The organism is Pseudomonas sp. SWRI51 (assembly GCF_014268825.1).
Classification (GTDB): domain Bacteria; phylum Pseudomonadota; class Gammaproteobacteria; order Pseudomonadales; family Pseudomonadaceae; genus Aquipseudomonas; species Aquipseudomonas farsensis.
In genome coordinates this window covers 1-16,495 of sequence record NZ_JABWRG010000107.1, presented here as the reverse complement: position 1 = coordinate 16,495, position 16,495 = coordinate 1, and the positions used below count along the sequence as shown (strand labels likewise).

Annotated in this window: 15 protein-coding genes; 3 read left to right on the top strand and 12 right to left on the bottom strand. The window is 63.9% G+C overall.

Annotation, left to right across the window (positions count from 1 at the left end; all coding sequences use genetic code 11):
- Nucleotides 1-128 precede the first annotated feature (128 nt).
- From HU720_RS21320 to HU720_RS21265, 12 genes are all read right to left on the bottom strand, one after another.
- On the bottom strand, nt 129-1,400 hold the full coding sequence (locus HU720_RS21320) for a dihydroorotase (RefSeq protein WP_186522564.1): 1,272 nt from the start codon (nt 1,398-1,400) through the stop codon (nt 129-131).
- The gene (locus tag HU720_RS21315) at nt 1,397-2,401 is read right to left on the bottom strand and encodes an aspartate carbamoyltransferase catalytic subunit (protein ID WP_186522563.1); all 1,005 of its coding nucleotides are present in this window, start codon (nt 2,399-2,401) and stop codon (nt 1,397-1,399) included. The genes HU720_RS21320 and HU720_RS21315 overlap by 4 nt, the downstream gene beginning before the upstream one ends.
- A 12-nt stretch (nt 2,402-2,413) precedes the next feature.
- On the bottom strand, nt 2,414-2,932 hold the full coding sequence (gene pyrR / locus HU720_RS21310; protein WP_186522562.1) for a bifunctional pyr operon transcriptional regulator/uracil phosphoribosyltransferase PyrR: 519 nt from the start codon (nt 2,930-2,932) through the stop codon (nt 2,414-2,416).
- A gap of 49 nt (nt 2,933-2,981) precedes the next feature.
- The gene (gene ruvX, locus HU720_RS21305) at nt 2,982-3,407 is read right to left on the bottom strand and encodes a Holliday junction resolvase RuvX (protein ID WP_186522561.1); all 426 of its coding nucleotides are present in this window, start codon (nt 3,405-3,407) and stop codon (nt 2,982-2,984) included.
- Nucleotides 3,407-3,976, bottom strand: a complete 570-nt coding sequence (locus HU720_RS21300) for a YqgE/AlgH family protein (RefSeq protein ID WP_186522560.1) — start codon at nt 3,974-3,976, stop codon at nt 3,407-3,409. Before HU720_RS21300 ends, ruvX begins: the two co-directional genes overlap by 1 nt.
- Before the next feature lie 352 nt (nt 3,977-4,328).
- Nucleotides 4,329-5,471, bottom strand: coding sequence for a merozoite surface protein 3b (locus HU720_RS21295; RefSeq protein ID WP_186522559.1), 1,143 nt, complete (start codon nt 5,469-5,471; stop codon nt 4,329-4,331).
- Nucleotides 5,472-5,510: 39 nt separating this feature from the next.
- Nucleotides 5,511-6,845, bottom strand: a complete 1,335-nt coding sequence (locus HU720_RS21290; protein ID WP_186522558.1) for a hypothetical protein — start codon at nt 6,843-6,845, stop codon at nt 5,511-5,513.
- A gap of 4 nt (nt 6,846-6,849) precedes the next feature.
- Nucleotides 6,850-8,079 (bottom strand): DUF6384 family protein, encoded by a 1,230-nt coding sequence (locus HU720_RS21285; protein ID WP_186522557.1) that lies wholly within the window; start codon nt 8,077-8,079, stop codon nt 6,850-6,852.
- Nucleotides 8,080-8,239: 160 nt separating this feature from the next.
- Nucleotides 8,240-9,913 (bottom strand): 2-isopropylmalate synthase, encoded by a 1,674-nt coding sequence (gene leuA / locus HU720_RS21280; protein ID WP_186522556.1) that lies wholly within the window; start codon nt 9,911-9,913, stop codon nt 8,240-8,242.
- Between the two features lie 352 nt (nt 9,914-10,265).
- A complete protein-coding gene (locus HU720_RS21275) occupies nt 10,266-11,093 on the bottom strand; it encodes a M23 family metallopeptidase (RefSeq protein WP_186522555.1) in 828 nt (275 codons plus the stop codon).
- Nucleotides 11,094-11,096: 3 nt separating this feature from the next.
- Nucleotides 11,097-12,476 carry an exodeoxyribonuclease VII large subunit gene (xseA, locus tag HU720_RS21270; protein ID WP_186522554.1) on the bottom strand — a complete coding sequence of 460 codons (1,380 nt, stop codon included), beginning with the start codon at nt 12,474-12,476 and terminating at the stop codon, nt 11,097-11,099.
- Nucleotides 12,477-12,514: 38 nt separating this feature from the next.
- The gene (locus HU720_RS21265) at nt 12,515-13,426 is read right to left on the bottom strand and encodes a LysR substrate-binding domain-containing protein (RefSeq protein ID WP_186522553.1); all 912 of its coding nucleotides are present in this window, start codon (nt 13,424-13,426) and stop codon (nt 12,515-12,517) included.
- A gap of 97 nt (nt 13,427-13,523) precedes the next feature.
- Between HU720_RS21265 and HU720_RS21260 the strand changes: the two genes are divergently transcribed.
- The 3 genes from HU720_RS21260 (at nt 13,524) to guaB (ending at nt 16,443) form a co-directional block, all read left to right on the top strand.
- The gene (locus tag HU720_RS21260; RefSeq protein WP_186522552.1) at nt 13,524-14,279 is read left to right on the top strand and encodes a sulfite exporter TauE/SafE family protein; all 756 of its coding nucleotides are present in this window, start codon (nt 13,524-13,526) and stop codon (nt 14,277-14,279) included.
- 50 nt (nt 14,280-14,329) lie between these two features.
- Nucleotides 14,330-14,887: a sugar ABC transporter ATPase gene (locus HU720_RS21255; RefSeq protein WP_186522551.1), complete on the top strand. Its 558-nt coding sequence runs from the start codon at nt 14,330-14,332 to the stop codon at nt 14,885-14,887.
- 86 nt (nt 14,888-14,973) lie between these two features.
- A complete protein-coding gene (gene guaB, locus HU720_RS21250; RefSeq protein ID WP_186522550.1) occupies nt 14,974-16,443 on the top strand; it encodes an IMP dehydrogenase in 1,470 nt (489 codons plus the stop codon).
- The last annotated feature ends 52 nt before the right edge of the window (nt 16,444-16,495 follow it).

The following is a 16,495-nucleotide window of genomic DNA, read 5'->3' as shown; positions in this document are numbered from 1 at the left end:
ACGCGGGGCAAGCCCGCTCGCCACAAGGAGATATATCTGGCGGGAACAGGCTTGTACAAAACCATAGAATCTCCCACGTAGCTGAAGGTGCGCCCGTGGGAGCGGGCTTGCCCCGCGATAGGCGTTTATCAGGCCTCGAAGCAGACGTGCCCGTCGACCAGGGTGTAGCGCACAGCGCCCGGCAGGCAGTGGCCGATGAACGGGCAGTTCTGGCCGCGCGAATACCATTGCTCGCCGGCAACGGTTGAGGCGCTCGGGTCGAACAGCACCAGGTCCGCAGCCGCGCCGACTTTCAGCTCACCCGCGGGCAGGCGCATGGCCGCAGCCGGGCCGCTGGACAGGCGCGCCAGCAGCGTTGGCAGGTCCAGCAGGCCGTCTTCGACCAGGGTCATGGCCAGTGGCAGCAGCAGTTCCACACTGCTGATACCCGGCTCCGTGGCGCCGAACGGCGCCAGCTTGGCGTCGCGCTCATGGGGCTGGTGATGGCTCGAAATCGCCTGGATAACCCCGGTTTTGACCGCTTCACGCAGCCCGTCACGGTCAGCCGCACTGCGCAGCGGCGGTTGCACATGGTAGAGGCTTGAGAAATCGCGCAGCGCCTGGTCGGTCAGAATCAGCTGGTACAACGCCACATCGGCGGTGACCGGCAGCCCGCGTTGCTGGGCCTGGGCGATCAGCTGCGCGCCACGGGCGCTGGTGATCTGGGCGAAGTGCGCACGCACGCCAGACTGCTCGACCAGCAGCAAGTTGCGCGCCAGGGCCACGGTCTCGGCGCTCTCAGGGATGCCGGGCAGGCCGAGGAAGCTGGCCATCGGGCCTTCGTGGGCCAGGCCGCCCTGGGCCAGGTCACGGTCCTGGGAATGGAACACCACAGTCAGGTCGAAGGTGGCCGCGTATTCCAGCGCACGGGCCAGGGTACGGTTGTTGGGGATCTGGTTGAGCCCGTTGCCGAACGCCACGCAGCCGGTGTCGCGCAGCGCCACCAGTTCGGCCAGTTGCTCGCCTTCCAGGCCCTTGGTCAGGGCGCCAATCGGGTACACCTTGCTGTTGGCCGCCTCACGGGCGCGGTCAAGGATCAGCTCGGCAACTGCCGAAGTATCCAGAATCGGTTTGGTCTGTGGCGGGCAGCACAGGCTGGTGACGCCGCCGGCTACCGCTGCACGGGTTTCGCTGGCGATGGTGCCTTTGCGGCTGTAGCCAGGCTCGCGCAGCGACACGCCGAGGTCGACCAGGCCGGGGGCGACAACCAGGCCAGCGGCCTCGATCACGCGGCTGGCGCTGAAGCCTGCAGGTGCTGCGCCAATGGCGGCCACACGGCCGGCGTCCAGGTGCAGGTCGGTAACGGTATCCAGGCCACTGTTGGGGTCGATGACCCGGGCGCCAAGAATGCTGAGGGTCACTGGGCGTTCTCCTGGTCGAATTGACGTTGCGCGTTCTGCCCGCTCATGGCCATGGACAGCACCGCCATGCGCACGGCGATGCCATAGGTCACCTGGTTGAGGATCACCGAGTGCTTGCCGTCGGCTACCGCAGATTCGATTTCAACGCCGCGGTTGATCGGGCCTGGGTGCATGACGATGGCATCGGGCTTGGCCCCGGCCAGGCGCGCGGTGGTCAGGCCGAACAGGCGGTAGAACTCGCCTTCGCTGGGCAGCAGGCCGCCGGCCATGCGTTCGCGTTGCAGGCGCAGCATGATCACCACATCGACGTCTTTGAGGCCTTCTGCCATGTCGGTGTAGACCTTCACGCCGTATTGCTCGATGCCGATCGGGATCAAGGTTTTCGGGCCGATCACGCGGATGTCCGGGCAGCCCAGCGCCTTGAGCGCGAGCATGTCCGAGCGGGCCACGCGCGAATGCAGGATATCGCCGACAATCGCCACCGACAGGTTCTCGAAGCTGCCTTTGTGCCGGCGAATGGTCAGCATGTCGAGCATGCCCTGGGTCGGGTGCGCATGGCGTCCGTCACCGCCATTGATCACGGCAACGTCCGGGCACACGTGCTCGGCGATGAAGTGCGCCGCGCCCGAGTCGGAATGGCGCACCACGAACATGTCGGCGGCCATGGCCTCAAGGTTGCGCAGGGTGTCGAACAGCGTCTCGCCCTTGCTGGTCGAGGAGGTCGACACGTTCAGGCTGATGACATCCGCTGACAGGCGCTGAGCAGCCAGCTCGAAGGTGGTACGGGTGCGCGTGGAGTTTTCGAAGAACACGTTGCAGACGGTCTTGCCGCGCAGCAACGGGACCTTTTTCACGGCCCTGGCGCCGACTTCAAGGAACGAGTCGGCGGTGTCGAGAATCTCGGTGAGCAGTTCGCGGGGCAAACCGTCGAGCGAGAGGAAGTGGCGCAGCTGGCCCTGATCATTGAGCTGCAGCGGGCGCTTGGCGTCGAATGGCGTCATCGCGGGGGACTCTTAAAGGACGGAAGCAGGGGCGAGGTCCTGGCGCTCGAGGGCGAGCGGTGCGGGGCCGGTCAATTTTACCCGTTCATGGGCGGCCAGCGACAGCGTCGCGCCGAGCACATTGGGGCGGATCGGTAGTTCGCCAGCATCGAGGTCGAGCAGGCACACCAGCGTTACGCTGGCGGGGCGGCCGTAGTCGAACAGCTCGTTGAGCGCGGCGCGGATGGTCCGGCCGCTCATCAGTACGTCGTCGATCAGCACCAGGTGCTGGCCTTCGATTTCAAATGGCAGCTCCGAGGGGCGTACTTGTGGGTGCAGGCCGTTCTGGCTGAAGTCATCGCGGTAGAACGACACGTCCAGGGTGCCGAGCGCGCTGGCATCGCCAAGTTCGGCCTGCAGGGCCTGGGCGACCCACACGCCGCCTGTGCGGATGCCGATGAAACGCGGTTGCTCGATGGCGCGGCGGGCCAGATGGGCGCGTAGGTCGACGGCCATCTGCCGGATCAGCGCGGCGGGATCGGGTAGGCTCATTGCGTGCTCCTGGGGCGGGGCGCCGGGTAGCTCCGGCGGCAAAGCGGGTTCAGATATTGGCCTCCAGCCAGCCTTGCAGCAGCAGGGCGGCGGCGATGGCATCGACCGGGTTGTCGCGGTAACTGCCGTGACGCCCGCTACGGGCCATTTGCTCACCCTTGGCTTCGAAGGTGGTCAGGCGCTCGTCGTGGGTGTGTACCGGCAGGTTGTAGCGCCCATGCAGGCGGCGGGCGAACTTCTCGGCGCGCTCGCTCATCTCGCTGGGGGTACCGTCCATGTTCAGTGGCAGGCCCACGACAATGGCGTCGGGCTTCCATTCCTTGATGAGCTTTTCGACCTGGTTCCAGTCCGGCACACCATTTTGCGCCTTGAGGGTGCACAGTTCGCGGGCCTGGCCAGTAATGACCTGGCCGACCGCCACGCCGATCTGTTTGGTGCCGTAGTCAAAGCCCAGTAGCAGACGCAGTTCGGCCATCAGGCGTGCCCCGCCTGGCTGGTCAGCAGGCTCAGGTTGATCCCCAGGCTCTGCGCCGCAGCGCCAAGGCGCAGGTCGCTGGCAGTGGCGAACAGGATGTCGGCGTCGAACGGGCAGTTGAGCCAGGCGTTGTCGGCCAGCTCTGCTTCAAGCTGGCCCGCTTCCCAGCCGGCGTAGCCGAGGGTAATCAGGCTCTGCTTGGGGCCAACACCTGCGGCGATGGCCAGCAGTACGTCCTGCGAGGTGGTCAGCGACAGCCCTTGCAGTGCCACGGTTGCCTGGAAGCTGCATTCGTTGCTGTGCAACACGAAGCCGCGGTCGGTCTGCACCGGGCCGCCCTGGTAGATGGGCACGTGAAGGGTGGAGGGCGGCGGCGTGTCATCCGGGCGCAGTTGCTCGAGGATATCGGCCAGGTTCAGTTCCTGCGGGCGGTTGATCACCAGCCCCATGGCGCCGTTCTCGTTGTGTTCGACGATGTACGTCAGCGTATGCGCGAAGTTCGGATCGGCCATGTGCGGCATGGCGATCAGGAACTGGTGCTTGAGGTAGCTGGGCGTGAAGGTTTTCATGGGCGATAGTGTGGCGCCAGGTGAGGAGACTGACAAGATACAGGGTCTTATGAGCTGTGCTTTCGAATAGCGTCATGGTTCTGTGCAAGCCTGTGCCGGCCTCATCGCAGGCTATCGCCAGCTCCCACAGAACTCGCCCATCCCCATATCGATGCCGTCTACGCGGTCAGTGTAGGAGCGGTCTTGTGCCGCGAAAGGGCTGCGAAGCAGCCCCAGGATCTGAGCACCCACCAGAATCGCTGGGGCTGCTTCGCAGTCCTTTCGCGGCACAAGGCCGCCCCTACACAATCAAAAGCGACTTGCCCGAAACCATAGAAACTCCCACATTCAGCTTTTTCTACAGCTCGGCGCGTTACTGCGCGGCTTTGGTCAGCAGTGCAGAGAACGCGCGCTTGGCATCCTCGACGGCGTCGGCAATTTCCTGTGCCGCTTTGCTCGACTCGGCGCGGTAGGTGGCGGTCAGGCCTTTCATGTCGCTCTGGAAGTCCAGGGTAGCCTGGGCCAGGGCGCGCACCGATTCCACCCGCAGGGTCGAACCGTAGCTGGCTTTCATGGCCGCGCCCAGTTGCTTGTTGCCCAACTCGCCCAGGGCTTCCAGGCCCTTGTTGATGCCGTCGGTGGTGGCGTTGAGGGTGTGGGTGGCTTCGGCCATGCCCTGGTTGGCCGTGAACGACACCGCCAGGCTGGTGAGCACCACCTCGTTGGTGGCAAAGAACGACACCATGCGCTGGTACTGGCGCTCCTTGACCACATGCACCTGGCTGATGCGGGCAAACACCATCTCGGCGGTGTTGTAGCCCACGCGCAGGTCATCGGCGATGTCCTTGACGATCTGGTAGCTCTTGTCTTCGTTCTGCAGCGCCCGTACCGCTTCGTCGCGGCTCAGTTCCAGCGCGGCGCGGCTGGCGGGGTCTGCACCTTCGGCGGCCGCGACGCTGGCGTTGGCGGCGTCCAGCGCCTGGGTGCGCTCTTGCAGGGCGTTGCCGGCCAGGGCCAGCACTTGCTGTGCGTCCACTTCGGCGGTTTTCATCGCCAGGCGGAAATCCATGTACGACTCAAGAATCAGGCTTTCGCGGCGGATCTGGTCGCTGGCGGCCAGGCTGACATCCAGGTAGTGCTTGCGGATGTCCTCGAAGCGGCTTGGGATCGAGCCACGGACCATGTGCATCCAGGCCATCTTCAGGCGTTCGAGGGTATCCAGGCGGCCGTCATCCATCCACGACGCCATGGCCGCGGCATCTTCACGAATCGAGGTGAAGCTGTCGGTGATGTTCAGGTAGCGGTCGGAGATGTCCATGCCGGCGATCTGTTCACGCACGGTCTGGTTGAACAGCGTCGCCTGCTGCAACACCGCGGCAATGCCTGCAATGCGCTGGTTGTCATAGTGCGCGACCTTGTCCAGCAGCATCAGTACCGGTGCAGGTTGCGCGGGCTGGCCGAAGGAAATGCCGAGTTTGCGCAGGCCTTCGAGGGCGCGTTCGAGGTATTGGCTCATGGGAGTCCTTGCATGAGTAGGTGTCTGGATGGGATGGGCTTAGAAGCTGTCGGTAGTGCGGAACCCGCCACCACCTGAACTGCTGGTAGTTCGGAAACCGCTGCTGCTGCTTGAGCTGCTTGAGCTGTCCGAGCTTGATGAGCGCGTAGAGCCACGGTGGCTGTGCGTCACGTATTCGCGGCCTTCATTGAGTATTTTTTCAATCGCCTTTTGGTCCGCAGCGCCGCGCATGTATTCGCCGAGAATCTGCTCGATGGAGTGGCGCAGCGTGTACTCGTGGCGAGCGTCCTGGAAATGCTCGGTACGCAGGGCGTGCTCGATGGCCTTGGCGCGTTCGTAGTACAAGCGGCGATTGGCTACCCGCTTCTGCAGGGTTTTCTGGCCCTTGCGCAGGTCTTCCAGGCGCACGTGCAAAACCTGCAACTCGGCTGCCAGCACGTCGTCACGGGTGTCCGGGGTTTGTGCGGCGGCGGCCACGAGCTCGGCCAGGGGGCGAGCCTTGAGCCGTTCGGTGATGGTTTGGCGAATGCTCGACAGGTACGGGTCGCGCTGTTCGGCGAACTCGGTCAGCTGTGCCTGCAGCGACGCGGCGCGCACCTTGGATTCGCTCAACAGGGTGCTTAGCACCTGCTCCTCGGCTTGCAGTTTTGGCATGCCGAACAACTGGCGGGCCTGCTCCAGTAGTGGTTGGTATTGGGCCTCGAGTTGCTCGCGCAGCGTGCTGCGGGCCGGGCGCAACGATTCGTTGCGTGCCTGCATGGCCAGCAGCATCTGCTCATTGGCCAGGTTGGCATGAAAGTCGACGCGCCGGGCCAGGTAGTTGTCCAGCGCGCGCTGCAGTGGGTAGGGGCGGTAGTGTTGGGTGCCGTAGTGGCGGGCTTTGAGGAACGCGTACAGCGGGTTGCCGGCGTAGCCTTGCAACTTGCTCGCGCATTCATCGCGAATTTCCTGGTAGCCGCTGTGGGCGCTCTGTTCGGCCTGTTGGGCGGCTTCGAGCTGGCTGAGCAACTGGCGCGAGGCCGGGTCTTGTTCAAGGTGCTCCTGGGCCTGGGCATCCAGCTTGGCGATGTCCTGGCGCAGGGCATAGTGCTTGGTCAGCGTATTGCCGATGATCCGCTCTGCCTGCTCCAAGGTCTGCAGCAGTGCGGCCTGGGCCTGCTCACGTTGCTCCAGCTGCTGGCGTGAGCGTTCATCCAGGGCGGCGGTGTCCTGCAGTTGCAGGCTGACGATATCGCCTAGCCTCGAGGCGATCCGCTGTTCCAGCCGGGCCTGTTGCTCGGACCCTTCATACAGCGCCTGCTCGGCCTCGCGCAGTTGCTGTTCGGCCTGGCGCGAGTTGTCTTCGAGGGCGCGAAAGAGTGCGCTCGGGGTCATGGGCTTACCACTCCAGGATCATGTCAGGGATACTGCTGGTGCGTTGATTGAAGAGGGGCATCAGGCTGTTGGCCGGTTTGCTGCCCATCATCCGCTCGCTGATATGGCCGTCGTCGAGCTTGTCCTGGCGCACCTTGAGATATTCCTCGCGGCTGACGCGCACGGCGAACAGGTCGGCCCACTGGGTCTGGCCGGTTTCCACGCTGGTAACCGGCATCCTCGCCGGCTTGCTCGTGGCGTCGAGCGGCTCGACCACCAGGTACCAGCTCTTGCCGCGGGTGCTGTTCTTGCTGCACCCGGCCGCCTCGTAGCAGCGCTCGACCCCGGACTTGACCCCGGGCCGATCAACCAGCTCGATGCTCAGCGGGCGCGCAGCATAATCAAGGTAGTCCTTGAGTACATTGAGGGTAGCGTTGGCTTTTTTCAGGCGTAGCGCGGCGATGTCGTTGCTGGCTTCTGTGTTCCAGGCGAGCAGTAGTTTGCGATCGGCGGCGGACAGCGGCATGGCGTCGAGGCGGGTGAGCACTTGCTGCTGGTAGTCCAGGCTCGCGTAGACGCTGTCCACTCGGTTCAAGCGGCGGGTCGCGGAAGTGACGTTCTCGCGCGCAGCGTTCAGCTCGGCCTGCGCCTGGCTGATGCGGGCGTTGAGCGGGCCGCGGTTGTCGCGGTCGATCGACGCCGGCAGCTCGATGGGCGCAGGCAAGGCCTTGGGCAGCCTGAGCTCGATCTTCTCGGCCAGGTCTGCCACCAGCGCCTGCGGCTTGGCTTTGAGGCGTGCCCGCACCTGCTCAAGGCGCTGGCGCTGGAGGGCGATGTCGTTTTGCAAGCTGCGGCTGTCGAGGATCAACTGGTGCGCGTTCCGCTCCACCATGAGGTTCTGACGCCGCTCCATCAGGGCGAAGCTACCCAGGCTCAGCAGTGCTGTCAGCAGCGCGGCGCCGGCCCAGCTCAGCAGCTTGCGGCGGGCCATGATCAGGCGCACCAGCAGGCGTTGCACGCGGCCCAGGGGCGGGGCTTCGAACATTAGCCGGCGCGAGAAGAACTGGTGCACGCCTTCTTCTATCTGCGCGTCGTCAAAGCTGATGCCGCTGTTCTGGTAATAGGTGCGGATGCGCTCGGCCACTTCGGCGCGGCGTTGCGGCAGGTCGAGGTGCTCCTGGATTTCCATCTCGCGATGGCGAAGCTGATCGACCAGGGCCATGGCACCGATCTGTTCGCTCAGCGAAACACTCATCGGGTGCAGTCCTGCAGGTGGCTCATGGGTGTCCTTGCATGAGGGGGGGAAGGGCTGGCGCAGTATATCCAGTCTGCGCGGCAAAATGATGGCCTTGGCAACAAAGCCTGCGCGCACAAAAAAGCCCGCATCGCTGCGGGCTTTTGCACAGGCGTTGGCCTTAGGCGGCTTTCGCCTCTTCCTGGCTCAGCGAGCGGTTCAGGGCACTGAACAGCGCCTTGAAGCTTGCCGTGGTGATGTTTTCATCGATGCCCACGCCATGCACCGGGCGGCCACCGGCAACGCGCAGCTCGATGTAGGCCGCAGCCTTGGCGTTGGTGCCGGCGCCAATGGCGTGCTCGTTGTAGTCCATGATTTCCACAGCTACCGGCATGCAGGCGGCCAGCGCTTCCAGGGCGCCGTTGCCCTTGCCGTGCCAGTGCAGGTTGGTTTCGCCTTCACCGGCCACTTCCACTTCCACCTTGCTGCTGCCGTTTTCTTCTTGCAGGCGATGGCTGACCAGGGCGTACGGGGCGTTGGCCTGCAGGTATTCCTTGTGCAGCAGCTTGTAGATTTGCTGGGCGGTCATTTCCAGGCCCAGGCGGTCGGTTTCACCCTGTACCACCTGGCTGAATTCGATCTGCATGCGGCGCGGCAGGCTGATGCCGTATTCCTGTTCGAGCAGGTAGGTGATGCCGCCTTTGCCCGACTGGCTGTTGACGCGGATGACCGCCTCGTAGCTGCGGCCGATGTCGGCCGGGTCGATCGGCAGGTACGGCACTTCCCACAGCTCGCCTTCCTGCTGCTTGGTGAGGCCTTTGCGAATGGCGTCCTGGTGGGAGCCAGAGAATGCGGTGTGGACCAGGTCGCCCACGTACGGGTGACGCGGGTGCACCGGCAACTGGTTGCACTCCTCGACCACCTTGCGCACGCCGTCGATGTCGGAGAAGTCCAGTTGTGGGTCGATGCCTTGGGTGTAGAGGTTCAGCGCCAAGGTCACCAGGTCGACGTTGCCGGTACGCTCGCCGTTGCCGAACAGGCAGCCTTCGGCGCGGTCGGCACCGGCCATCAGGCCCAGCTCGGTGGCAGCGATGCCGGTGCCTCGGTCGTTGTGGCAGTGCAGGCTGATGATCACGCTGTCGCGGCGGCTGACGTTGCGGCAGAACCACTCGATCTGGTCGGCGTAGACGTTCGGCGTGGCCACTTCAACGGTAGCCGGCAGGTTGAGGATGATCTTGTGTTCAGGGGTCGGGTTCCACACCTCGATCACCGCGTCACACACCTCTTTGGCGAACTCAAGTTCGGTGGCGCTGAAGGTTTCTGGCGAGTACTGGAACGTCCACTGGGTTTCTGGCTGCTGCGCTGCGTACTTGACGAACAGCTTGGCGGCGTTGACGGCGATGTCCTTGACGCCTTGCTTGTCCTGGTTGAAGACAATGCGGCGGAACGACGGGCAGGTGGCGTTGTACAGGTGGACGATGGCCTTCTTGGCGCCGCGCAGCGACTCGAAGGTACGGGCAATCAGGTCTTCACGGGCCTGGGTGAGCACCTGGATGGTGGTGTCGTCAGGGATGTGGCCGTCTTCGATCAGGGTACGCACGAAGTCGAAGTCGGTTTGCGAGGCCGACGGGAACGAAGCTTCGATTTCTTTCACGCCCACTTGGACCAGCGTCTTCCAGAACCGCAGTTTCTTCTCTGCATCCATCGGCTCGATCAGCGACTGGTTGCCATCACGCAGGTCGGAGCTGCACCAGATTGGCGCCTCGGTGATGGCCTTGGACGGCCAGGTGCGGTCTGGCAGGTCGATGGTGGGGAAGGCGCGGTATTTCTTCGACGGGTCTTTGAGCATGGTCATGGAAGCAATCCTTTTGTGTGCGGCCTGAATCGGGCCTGCCGGGCAAAACGAGATGAAAGGCGGGGCGGCGGGATTCAGCCTGGTAGTCGTGCGCTGACCAGGTTGAGGCTGCGATGTTGTCGGAGCAGGATGAGGGTGCTGGAGATTTTCATGTGCTCAACCCTAACCAGTGGGGTGAGGGATGGCAAGCACTGCGGAAAAATTGAGATAAATGCTTAAAAAAGCTGTTTCTGCGAGATTTTATGTCTGCTTTATGAGTTTTGTTGATTGGTTGTTGCTTGATGCTTTTTGATTGCGCAAATCGCGGGGCAAGCCTGCGCCCACCGGAAAACCCCGGCCCCGCGCTGGTCAATCAGGGCTGGAATGCCCCAATGAAAATCGCCGGGTCGACCCGCGCATCATTCAGGCTGACGTTCCAGTGCATGTGCGGCCCGGTGGCACGGCCGGTCGAGCCCACGCGCCCTACCACATCGCCACGGCGCAGCACCTGGCCGGGCTTCACGTCGATCTTCGACATATGGCAGAACATGCTGATAAAACCTTGGCCATGGTCGACGAACACGGTGCGGCCATTGAAGAAGTAGTCGCCCACCAGCATCACTTTGCCATTGGCCGGGGTCTTGATCGGCGTGCCTGCGGGCACCGCGAAGTCCAGGCCGGCGTGCGGGTTGCGCTCCTCGCCATTGAAGAAACGGCGCACGCCGAACTTGCTCGACAGCGGCCCGTTGACCGGCTTGTCGAGGATCAGGTTGCTGGGCAGCGCGGGGCTGAAGCTGCGGTAGGCCTTGATTTGCTCGGCCAGCTCCCGATCGATGCGCTTGAGGTCATCAGGGTTCGGGTTGACCTGGCGCGTGTTCTTCAAGGTGATGTGCTGCTCGGGGTATTTCTTGCTGCCAACGGTGAACGGCAGCGAACGGCCGCCCTGTGTCAGCACCGCAGCGCCGGGTTTTTGCGTCAACGGGATACCGACGATTGCAAGCCAGGTGTCCTGCTCCTTGACCACCAGCACCGGCTTGCCATCGAAACGGGCACTGGGGGCGCTGGCCGCCGGGCCCAGGTCGACCACGGCAACGCCGCCGGGCACCGGCTTGTTCAGGGCGCGGGTGATATAGCTGGCCTGGGCAGCACTGAGTGGCAGCAGCAGGGCGAAGGCCAGCAGGGAGGCAAAGAGACGGGGCATGTGTCAGTCCAGTAGCGAAAGGGTGACCGGGGTCTGGTGGTTGTCTTCGACACGCACCTTGAGTTCGCCTTCGTTAAGGCGCGCCGTCAGGCGCTGGCCATTGTGCGTTTGCGCCGCGCTGCGCACCGCTTGGCCGTGCTCGTCGAGCAGGATGCTGTAGCCGCGCGCCAAGGTGGCCAAGGGGCTGACCACTTGCAGGGTTTGCAGTTGCGCCTGAAAGCGCTGGCGGCGGTCTTTGAGCAGCTCGCGCATGGCCCGTGGCAACCGCTCGCCGAGGGCGTCCAGGCGCTGCCTGAGCAGGGTCAGGTTGCGCCCCGGATGCTGCGCGGCCAGGCGCATGTCGAGCCGGCCGAGGCGGTCGTGGCGCTGCTTGAGGTCCTGGGCGAAGGCCCGGCGCAGGCGCATGTCCAGGTCGTCAAGACGCTGCGCCTGCTGGCGCAACCGCTCGCCGGGGTGGCGCAGGCGCCGGGCCAGGCCATCGACGCGCAGGCGGTCGTGCAACAGGCGGTTCTGGATGCGCAGCAGCAGGCGCCGCTGCAGGCTGTCGAGGCGCTGTTGCAGGCCGCTGCTGTCGGGCGCCAGCAGTTCGGCAGCAGCCGATGGCGTGGGGGCACGCACGTCGGCGACAAAGTCACTGATCGAAACGTCGGTTTCGTGGCCGACGGCGCTGACTATCGGGGTGACGCAGGCCGCTACAGCGCGCGCTACGGCTTCTTCGTTGAAGCACCAGAGGTCTTCCAGCGAGCCACCGCCGCGCGCCAGAATCAGCGCATCGAAGCCTTGCCGGTCGGCCATTTGCAGAGCCTGGACGATCTGCCGGATGGCTTCGCGGCCCTGCACCGCAGTGGGAATGAGGTTCAACTCGACCTGCGGCGCGCGACGGCGGAACACGCTGATGATGTCGCGAATCACCGCCCCGGTGGGCGAGGTGATGATGCCGATGCGCTGCGGGTGGGCAGGCAATGGCCGCTTGCGCTCGGTGCTGAACAGGCCCTCGGCGCTGAGCTTTTCTTTCAGCGCTTCGAACGCCAGGCGCAGCGCGCCGTCGCCGGCAGGCTCGACGCTGTCGACGATCAACTGATAGTCGCCACGGCCCTCGAATAACGAAACCCGCCCACGCACCCTTACCGCCAGGCCATCACGCAGCCCCTGGCGCACACGGGCGGCGTTCTGGCGGAACAGCGCACAGCGGATCTGCGCGCCGCTGTCCTTGAGGGTGAAATACAGGTGCCCGGAGGCCGGGCGGGCGAGGTTGGAAATCTCGCCTTCCACCCAGACACTGCGGAACACATCTTCCAGCAGCACCCGGGCGCGGCCGTTGAGCTGGCTGACGGTGAGGACTTCGCGGTCCAGGCCGAGTCGTTCGAAGGGGTCTTTGATCATGCTGGGCACTATAAAGGAGGCGACGCGCAGATGCACCGTTACCCCGTTTCAGCATCTGTCTGAGCGGGCCGCGCAGGCCCCATTGCCTCGGCAAACTGACGTACCAAAGGGGCCGCATCGCGATGGCAGGCCAGTGCCACGCTGCTCTGGCAGGCCTCGGCCAGCGCGATGAAACGCACCGTCGGCGGGGCGATGTCCTGCATGCTGGCAGGCAGCAACGCCACCCCGAGACCGGCCTGGATGAGTTGCAATTGCGTGGTCTTGCGCGACACCACCTGCGCCGCCCGCGGAAAAAAACCAGCCTGCATGCAGAGCGATGCCGACAGATAGCTCAAACCGCCGCGCTGGCGGTGCGGCACAGAAATGAAGCGTTCTTCGCGCAACTGCTCAAGTTGCACCGAAGCCTCGGCGGCCAGCGGGTGCTGCGCTGCCACTGCCAGCAGCAGCGGCTCATCGAACAATGCATGCAGCACCACCCCCTCGTGCTGGCGCAGCACCGGCAGGCGCAGCAGGCCGATATCCAGGCGCCCTTCGGCGATGTCTTCGAGTTGCGCCTCTGATGACTGCTGGGCGATTTCCAGGGTTACGTCTGGGTTGGCACCCAGGTACCCGCTGAGCCGTTGCAGCAACTGGCCAGTCAGCGGCACTGTGCTGGAATGGCTCAGGCGCAGGTTGCCGCGCAGGCCTTGGCCAATTTCGCGGGCCAGGTGCTCGGCCTGGTCGAGGTCTGCCAGCAGCCGTCGGCAACGCTGCAAGAAGGCCTCGCCCGCCACGGTCAGCCGAGGCAGCCGGGCGGTGCGCTCGAATAATGCGGTACCCAGTTGGGTTTCCAGCTCCTTGATTTGCCGGCTTAGCGCCGATTGGGCAATGTACAGCCGCTCGGCGGCGGCGCTGAAACTGCCGCTTTCGGCGATTTCGACAAAATAGCGCAATTGGCGGATCGAACTCATGGCATGCCTTTTTGAGATGGCTTGTAGCGAAAAAGCATATTAGTCGGCATGGCTCGTCACTGGCTAACCTTCAGCTGTCTTTTCTGGAGCTGCCGCAATGCTTGCCCAACTGTCTTTTACCGGCCTCGACTGGTTGCCCATCCTGCTGGCCATCGCCGCGGCCTACATTGTCTTTGGTATCGCAGGGTTCGGCACCGCGCTGGTCGCCGGCCCCGTGTTGATCCACTTCATGCCGCTGTCGCGAATCATTGCGCTGCTGGTGCTGCTGGATTTTGTCGCAGCGTTTGGCAACCTGCTGCCGTCACGGCGCGATGTGGTGCGCAGCGAACTGCTGCGGTTGCTGCCCTGCATGGCGCTGGGCTGCACCCTTGGGGTGATCTTCTTGCTGCACTTGAAGTCCGACCTGCTGCTGTTGCTGATGGGCCTGTTCGTTACCGCCTATGCCATCTACAGCCTGGCAGTCAAAACCCGGCCGGCGCAATTGTCCGGCCTGTGGGCGGTGCCAATGGGTACGGCAGGGGGCTTGTTCGGCGCGCTGTTTGGCAGCGGCGGTTTTTTGTATGCCATCTACCTCAGCGCGCGGCTTGAAGCGAAGGAGCAAGTGCGCGCCACGCAAAGTGCGCTGATCAGTTGCAGCACCTTGGTGCGGCTGTCGTTGTTCCTGATTGCCGGGGTGTATGCCGACACCGCGCTGCTGATGGTGGCGGCCTGCCTGCTGCCGGTGATGTTCATCGGCTTGTGGGCTGGCCGGCGCCTGAGCCTGAAACTGTCGCGCGAGGCCTTCGTGCGGCTGGTCACCTGGCTGGTACTGGCCAGTGGCCTGGCATTGATCGGCCGCTACCTGAGCAGCTAAGCAGGGGGTAGAATTGCGCCATTACCGCAGTTTGCAGGCTCCTTTCGTTCATGAACACGCAAAGCATCATCGTCCCCAAACTGTCTACCGTGCCGTCGCATGAAGCCCGCGCCCGGGCCATCCTGCGCTGGCTGGTGCGCGAAAAAGTCGTCGAAGAGCAGCTGACCACCTGCGGGCGCACCGGCAACCGCATGGGTTACAGGCTGGCCCAGGGCGCCCGCAAGGTTGCCCTGCGCCCCGAGCTGCTGCCGTTTGGCGAGCCGGTCAACGGCCTTGAGGTGATGCTCAAGCGCTGCATCTATACCCCCACCGAAGGTTTTGTCGAAGAAGCCGGCTGCCCGGAGTGCCGGCGCGAGGTCGGCGAGCCCTTGTTCGAAAGCCTCGAAGAATGGATGCCGGGGGTGAGCGACAACTTCACCTGCCCGCTGTGCGGCTTCGAAGATGACATCAATGGCTTTCTTTACCTGCAGCCATGTGCCTTTTCCAACCTGGGGTTCATCTTCAACAACTGGGGCGAGGCCGGTTTTACCCAGGCCTTTCTCGACAGTTTTGCTGACTGGCTCGACCAGCCGGTGGCGGTGGTGCAGGTAAAACTGCCACACGGCTGACCGAAGGCCCTTATTTTGCATTGAGCGGCGCGCCGTGCATGAGTATAATGGCGCGCTTCCATTTTTCCCGCCCGGGAGCCCCCGCGATGCTGCGTATCAGCCAAGAAGCCCTGACCTTCGACGATATCCTCCTTGTACCTGGTTACTCCGAGGTATTGCCCAATGAAGTCAGTCTCAAGACCCGTTTGACTCGTGGCATCGAGCTGAACATTCCCCTGGTCTCCGCTGCCATGGATACCGTGACCGAAGCGCGTCTGGCCATTGCAATGGCCCAGGAAGGCGGCATCGGCATCATCCACAAGAACATGACCATCGAGCAGCAGGCCGGCGAAGTTCGCAAGGTCAAGAAGTTCGAGGCTGGCGTGGTCAAGGACCCGATCACCATCGAGGCCGACGCCACTGTGCGTGACCTGTTCGACCTGACCCGCCTGAACAACATCTCTGGCGTGCCGGTGCTGGCGAACGGCGACCTGGTCGGCATCGTCACCTCCCGTGACGTGCGTTTCGAAACCCGCCTGGACGCAAAAGTCCGCGAGGTGATGACGCCTAAAGAGCGTCTGGTCACCGTCCGCGAAGGCGCCGACAAGAACGAAGTCCGCGAGCTGCTGCACAAGCACCGTCTGGAAAAAGTCCTGATTGTCGATGCCGCGTTCAACCTGAAGGGCATGATGACCGTCAAGGACATCGAAAAAGCCAAGGCCTACCCGCTGGCCAGCAAGGACGACCAAGGTCGTCTGCGTGTCGGCGCTGCGGTCGGTACTGGCAAAGACACCGGCGAACGTGTTGCGGCCCTGGTAGCTGCAGGCGTTGACGTTGTGGTCGTAGACACCGCCCACGGTCACTCCAAAGGCGTGATCGACCGCGTGCGCTGGGTCAAAGAAACCTACCCGCAAGTGCAGGTGATCGGCGGCAACATCGCCACCGGCGCTGCCGCCAAGGCCCTGGCCGACGCGGGGGCCGACGCCGTCAAGGTGGGTATCGGCCCAGGTTCCATCTGCACCACCCGCATCGTTGCCGGTGTCGGCGTGCCGCAGATCAGCGCCATCGCCAATGTTGCAGCTGCACTCGAAGGCACTGGCGTGCCATTGATCGCCGACGGCGGTATCCGCTTCTCCGGTGACCTGTCCAAGGCCATCGTCGCTGGCGCCTCGTGCGTGATGATGGGTTCGATGTTCGCCGGTACCGAAGAGGCCCCGGGTGAAGTCGAGCTGTTCCAGGGTCGTTCGTACAAGGCCTATCGCGGCATGGGCTCGCTGGGCGCCATGGCGCAGGCGCAAGGCTCCTCCGACCGTTACTTCCAGGACTCCTCGGCCGGTGCCGAGAAGCTGGTCCCGGAAGGCATCGAAGGCCGCGTACCTTACAAAGGCGCGCTGTCCGCGATCATCCACCAATTGATGGGCGGCCTGCGTTCGTCGATGGGTTACACCGGCAGTGCCACCATCGAAGAAATGCGCACCAAGCCTGAATTCGTACGCATCACCGGTGCCGGCATGGCCGAGTCCCACGTGCATGACGTGCAGATCACCAAAGAAGCCCCTAACTACCGCGTAGGTTGAGCTTCCAGTTAAACCTTTGAAGCGGGGGTGTGATGTCAGCCCCGCCGGGGTT

Bases quoted from the DNA above. Each gene is read 5' to 3' on its own strand.
- HU720_RS21315 (WP_186522563.1), bottom strand. From the start codon at position 2,401: ATGACGCCATTCGACGCCAAGCGCCCGCTGCAGCTCAATGATCAGGGC.
- pyrR (WP_186522562.1), bottom strand. From the start codon at position 2,932: ATGAGCCTACCCGATCCCGCCGCGCTGATCCGGCAGATGGCCGTCGAC.
- ruvX (WP_186522561.1), bottom strand. From the start codon at position 3,407: ATGGCCGAACTGCGTCTGCTACTGGGCTTTGACTACGGCACCAAACAG.
- HU720_RS21300 (WP_186522560.1), bottom strand. From the start codon at position 3,976: ATGAAAACCTTCACGCCCAGCTACCTCAAGCACCAGTTCCTGATCGCC.
- HU720_RS21295 (WP_186522559.1), bottom strand. From the start codon at position 5,471: ATGAGCCAATACCTCGAACGCGCCCTCGAAGGCCTGCGCAAACTCGGC.
- HU720_RS21290 (WP_186522558.1), bottom strand. From the start codon at position 6,845: ATGACCCCGAGCGCACTCTTTCGCGCCCTCGAAGACAACTCGCGCCAG.
- HU720_RS21285 (WP_186522557.1), bottom strand. From the start codon at position 8,079: ATGAGTGTTTCGCTGAGCGAACAGATCGGTGCCATGGCCCTGGTCGAT.
- leuA (WP_186522556.1), bottom strand. From the start codon at position 9,913: ATGACCATGCTCAAAGACCCGTCGAAGAAATACCGCGCCTTCCCCACC.
- HU720_RS21275 (WP_186522555.1), bottom strand. From the start codon at position 11,093: ATGCCCCGTCTCTTTGCCTCCCTGCTGGCCTTCGCCCTGCTGCTGCCA.
- xseA (WP_186522554.1), bottom strand. From the start codon at position 12,476: ATGATCAAAGACCCCTTCGAACGACTCGGCCTGGACCGCGAAGTCCTC.
- HU720_RS21265 (WP_186522553.1), bottom strand. From the start codon at position 13,426: ATGAGTTCGATCCGCCAATTGCGCTATTTTGTCGAAATCGCCGAAAGC.
- HU720_RS21260 (WP_186522552.1), top strand. From the start codon at position 13,524: ATGCTTGCCCAACTGTCTTTTACCGGCCTCGACTGGTTGCCCATCCTG.
- HU720_RS21255 (WP_186522551.1), top strand. From the start codon at position 14,330: ATGAACACGCAAAGCATCATCGTCCCCAAACTGTCTACCGTGCCGTCG.
- guaB (WP_186522550.1), top strand. From the start codon at position 14,974: ATGCTGCGTATCAGCCAAGAAGCCCTGACCTTCGACGATATCCTCCTT.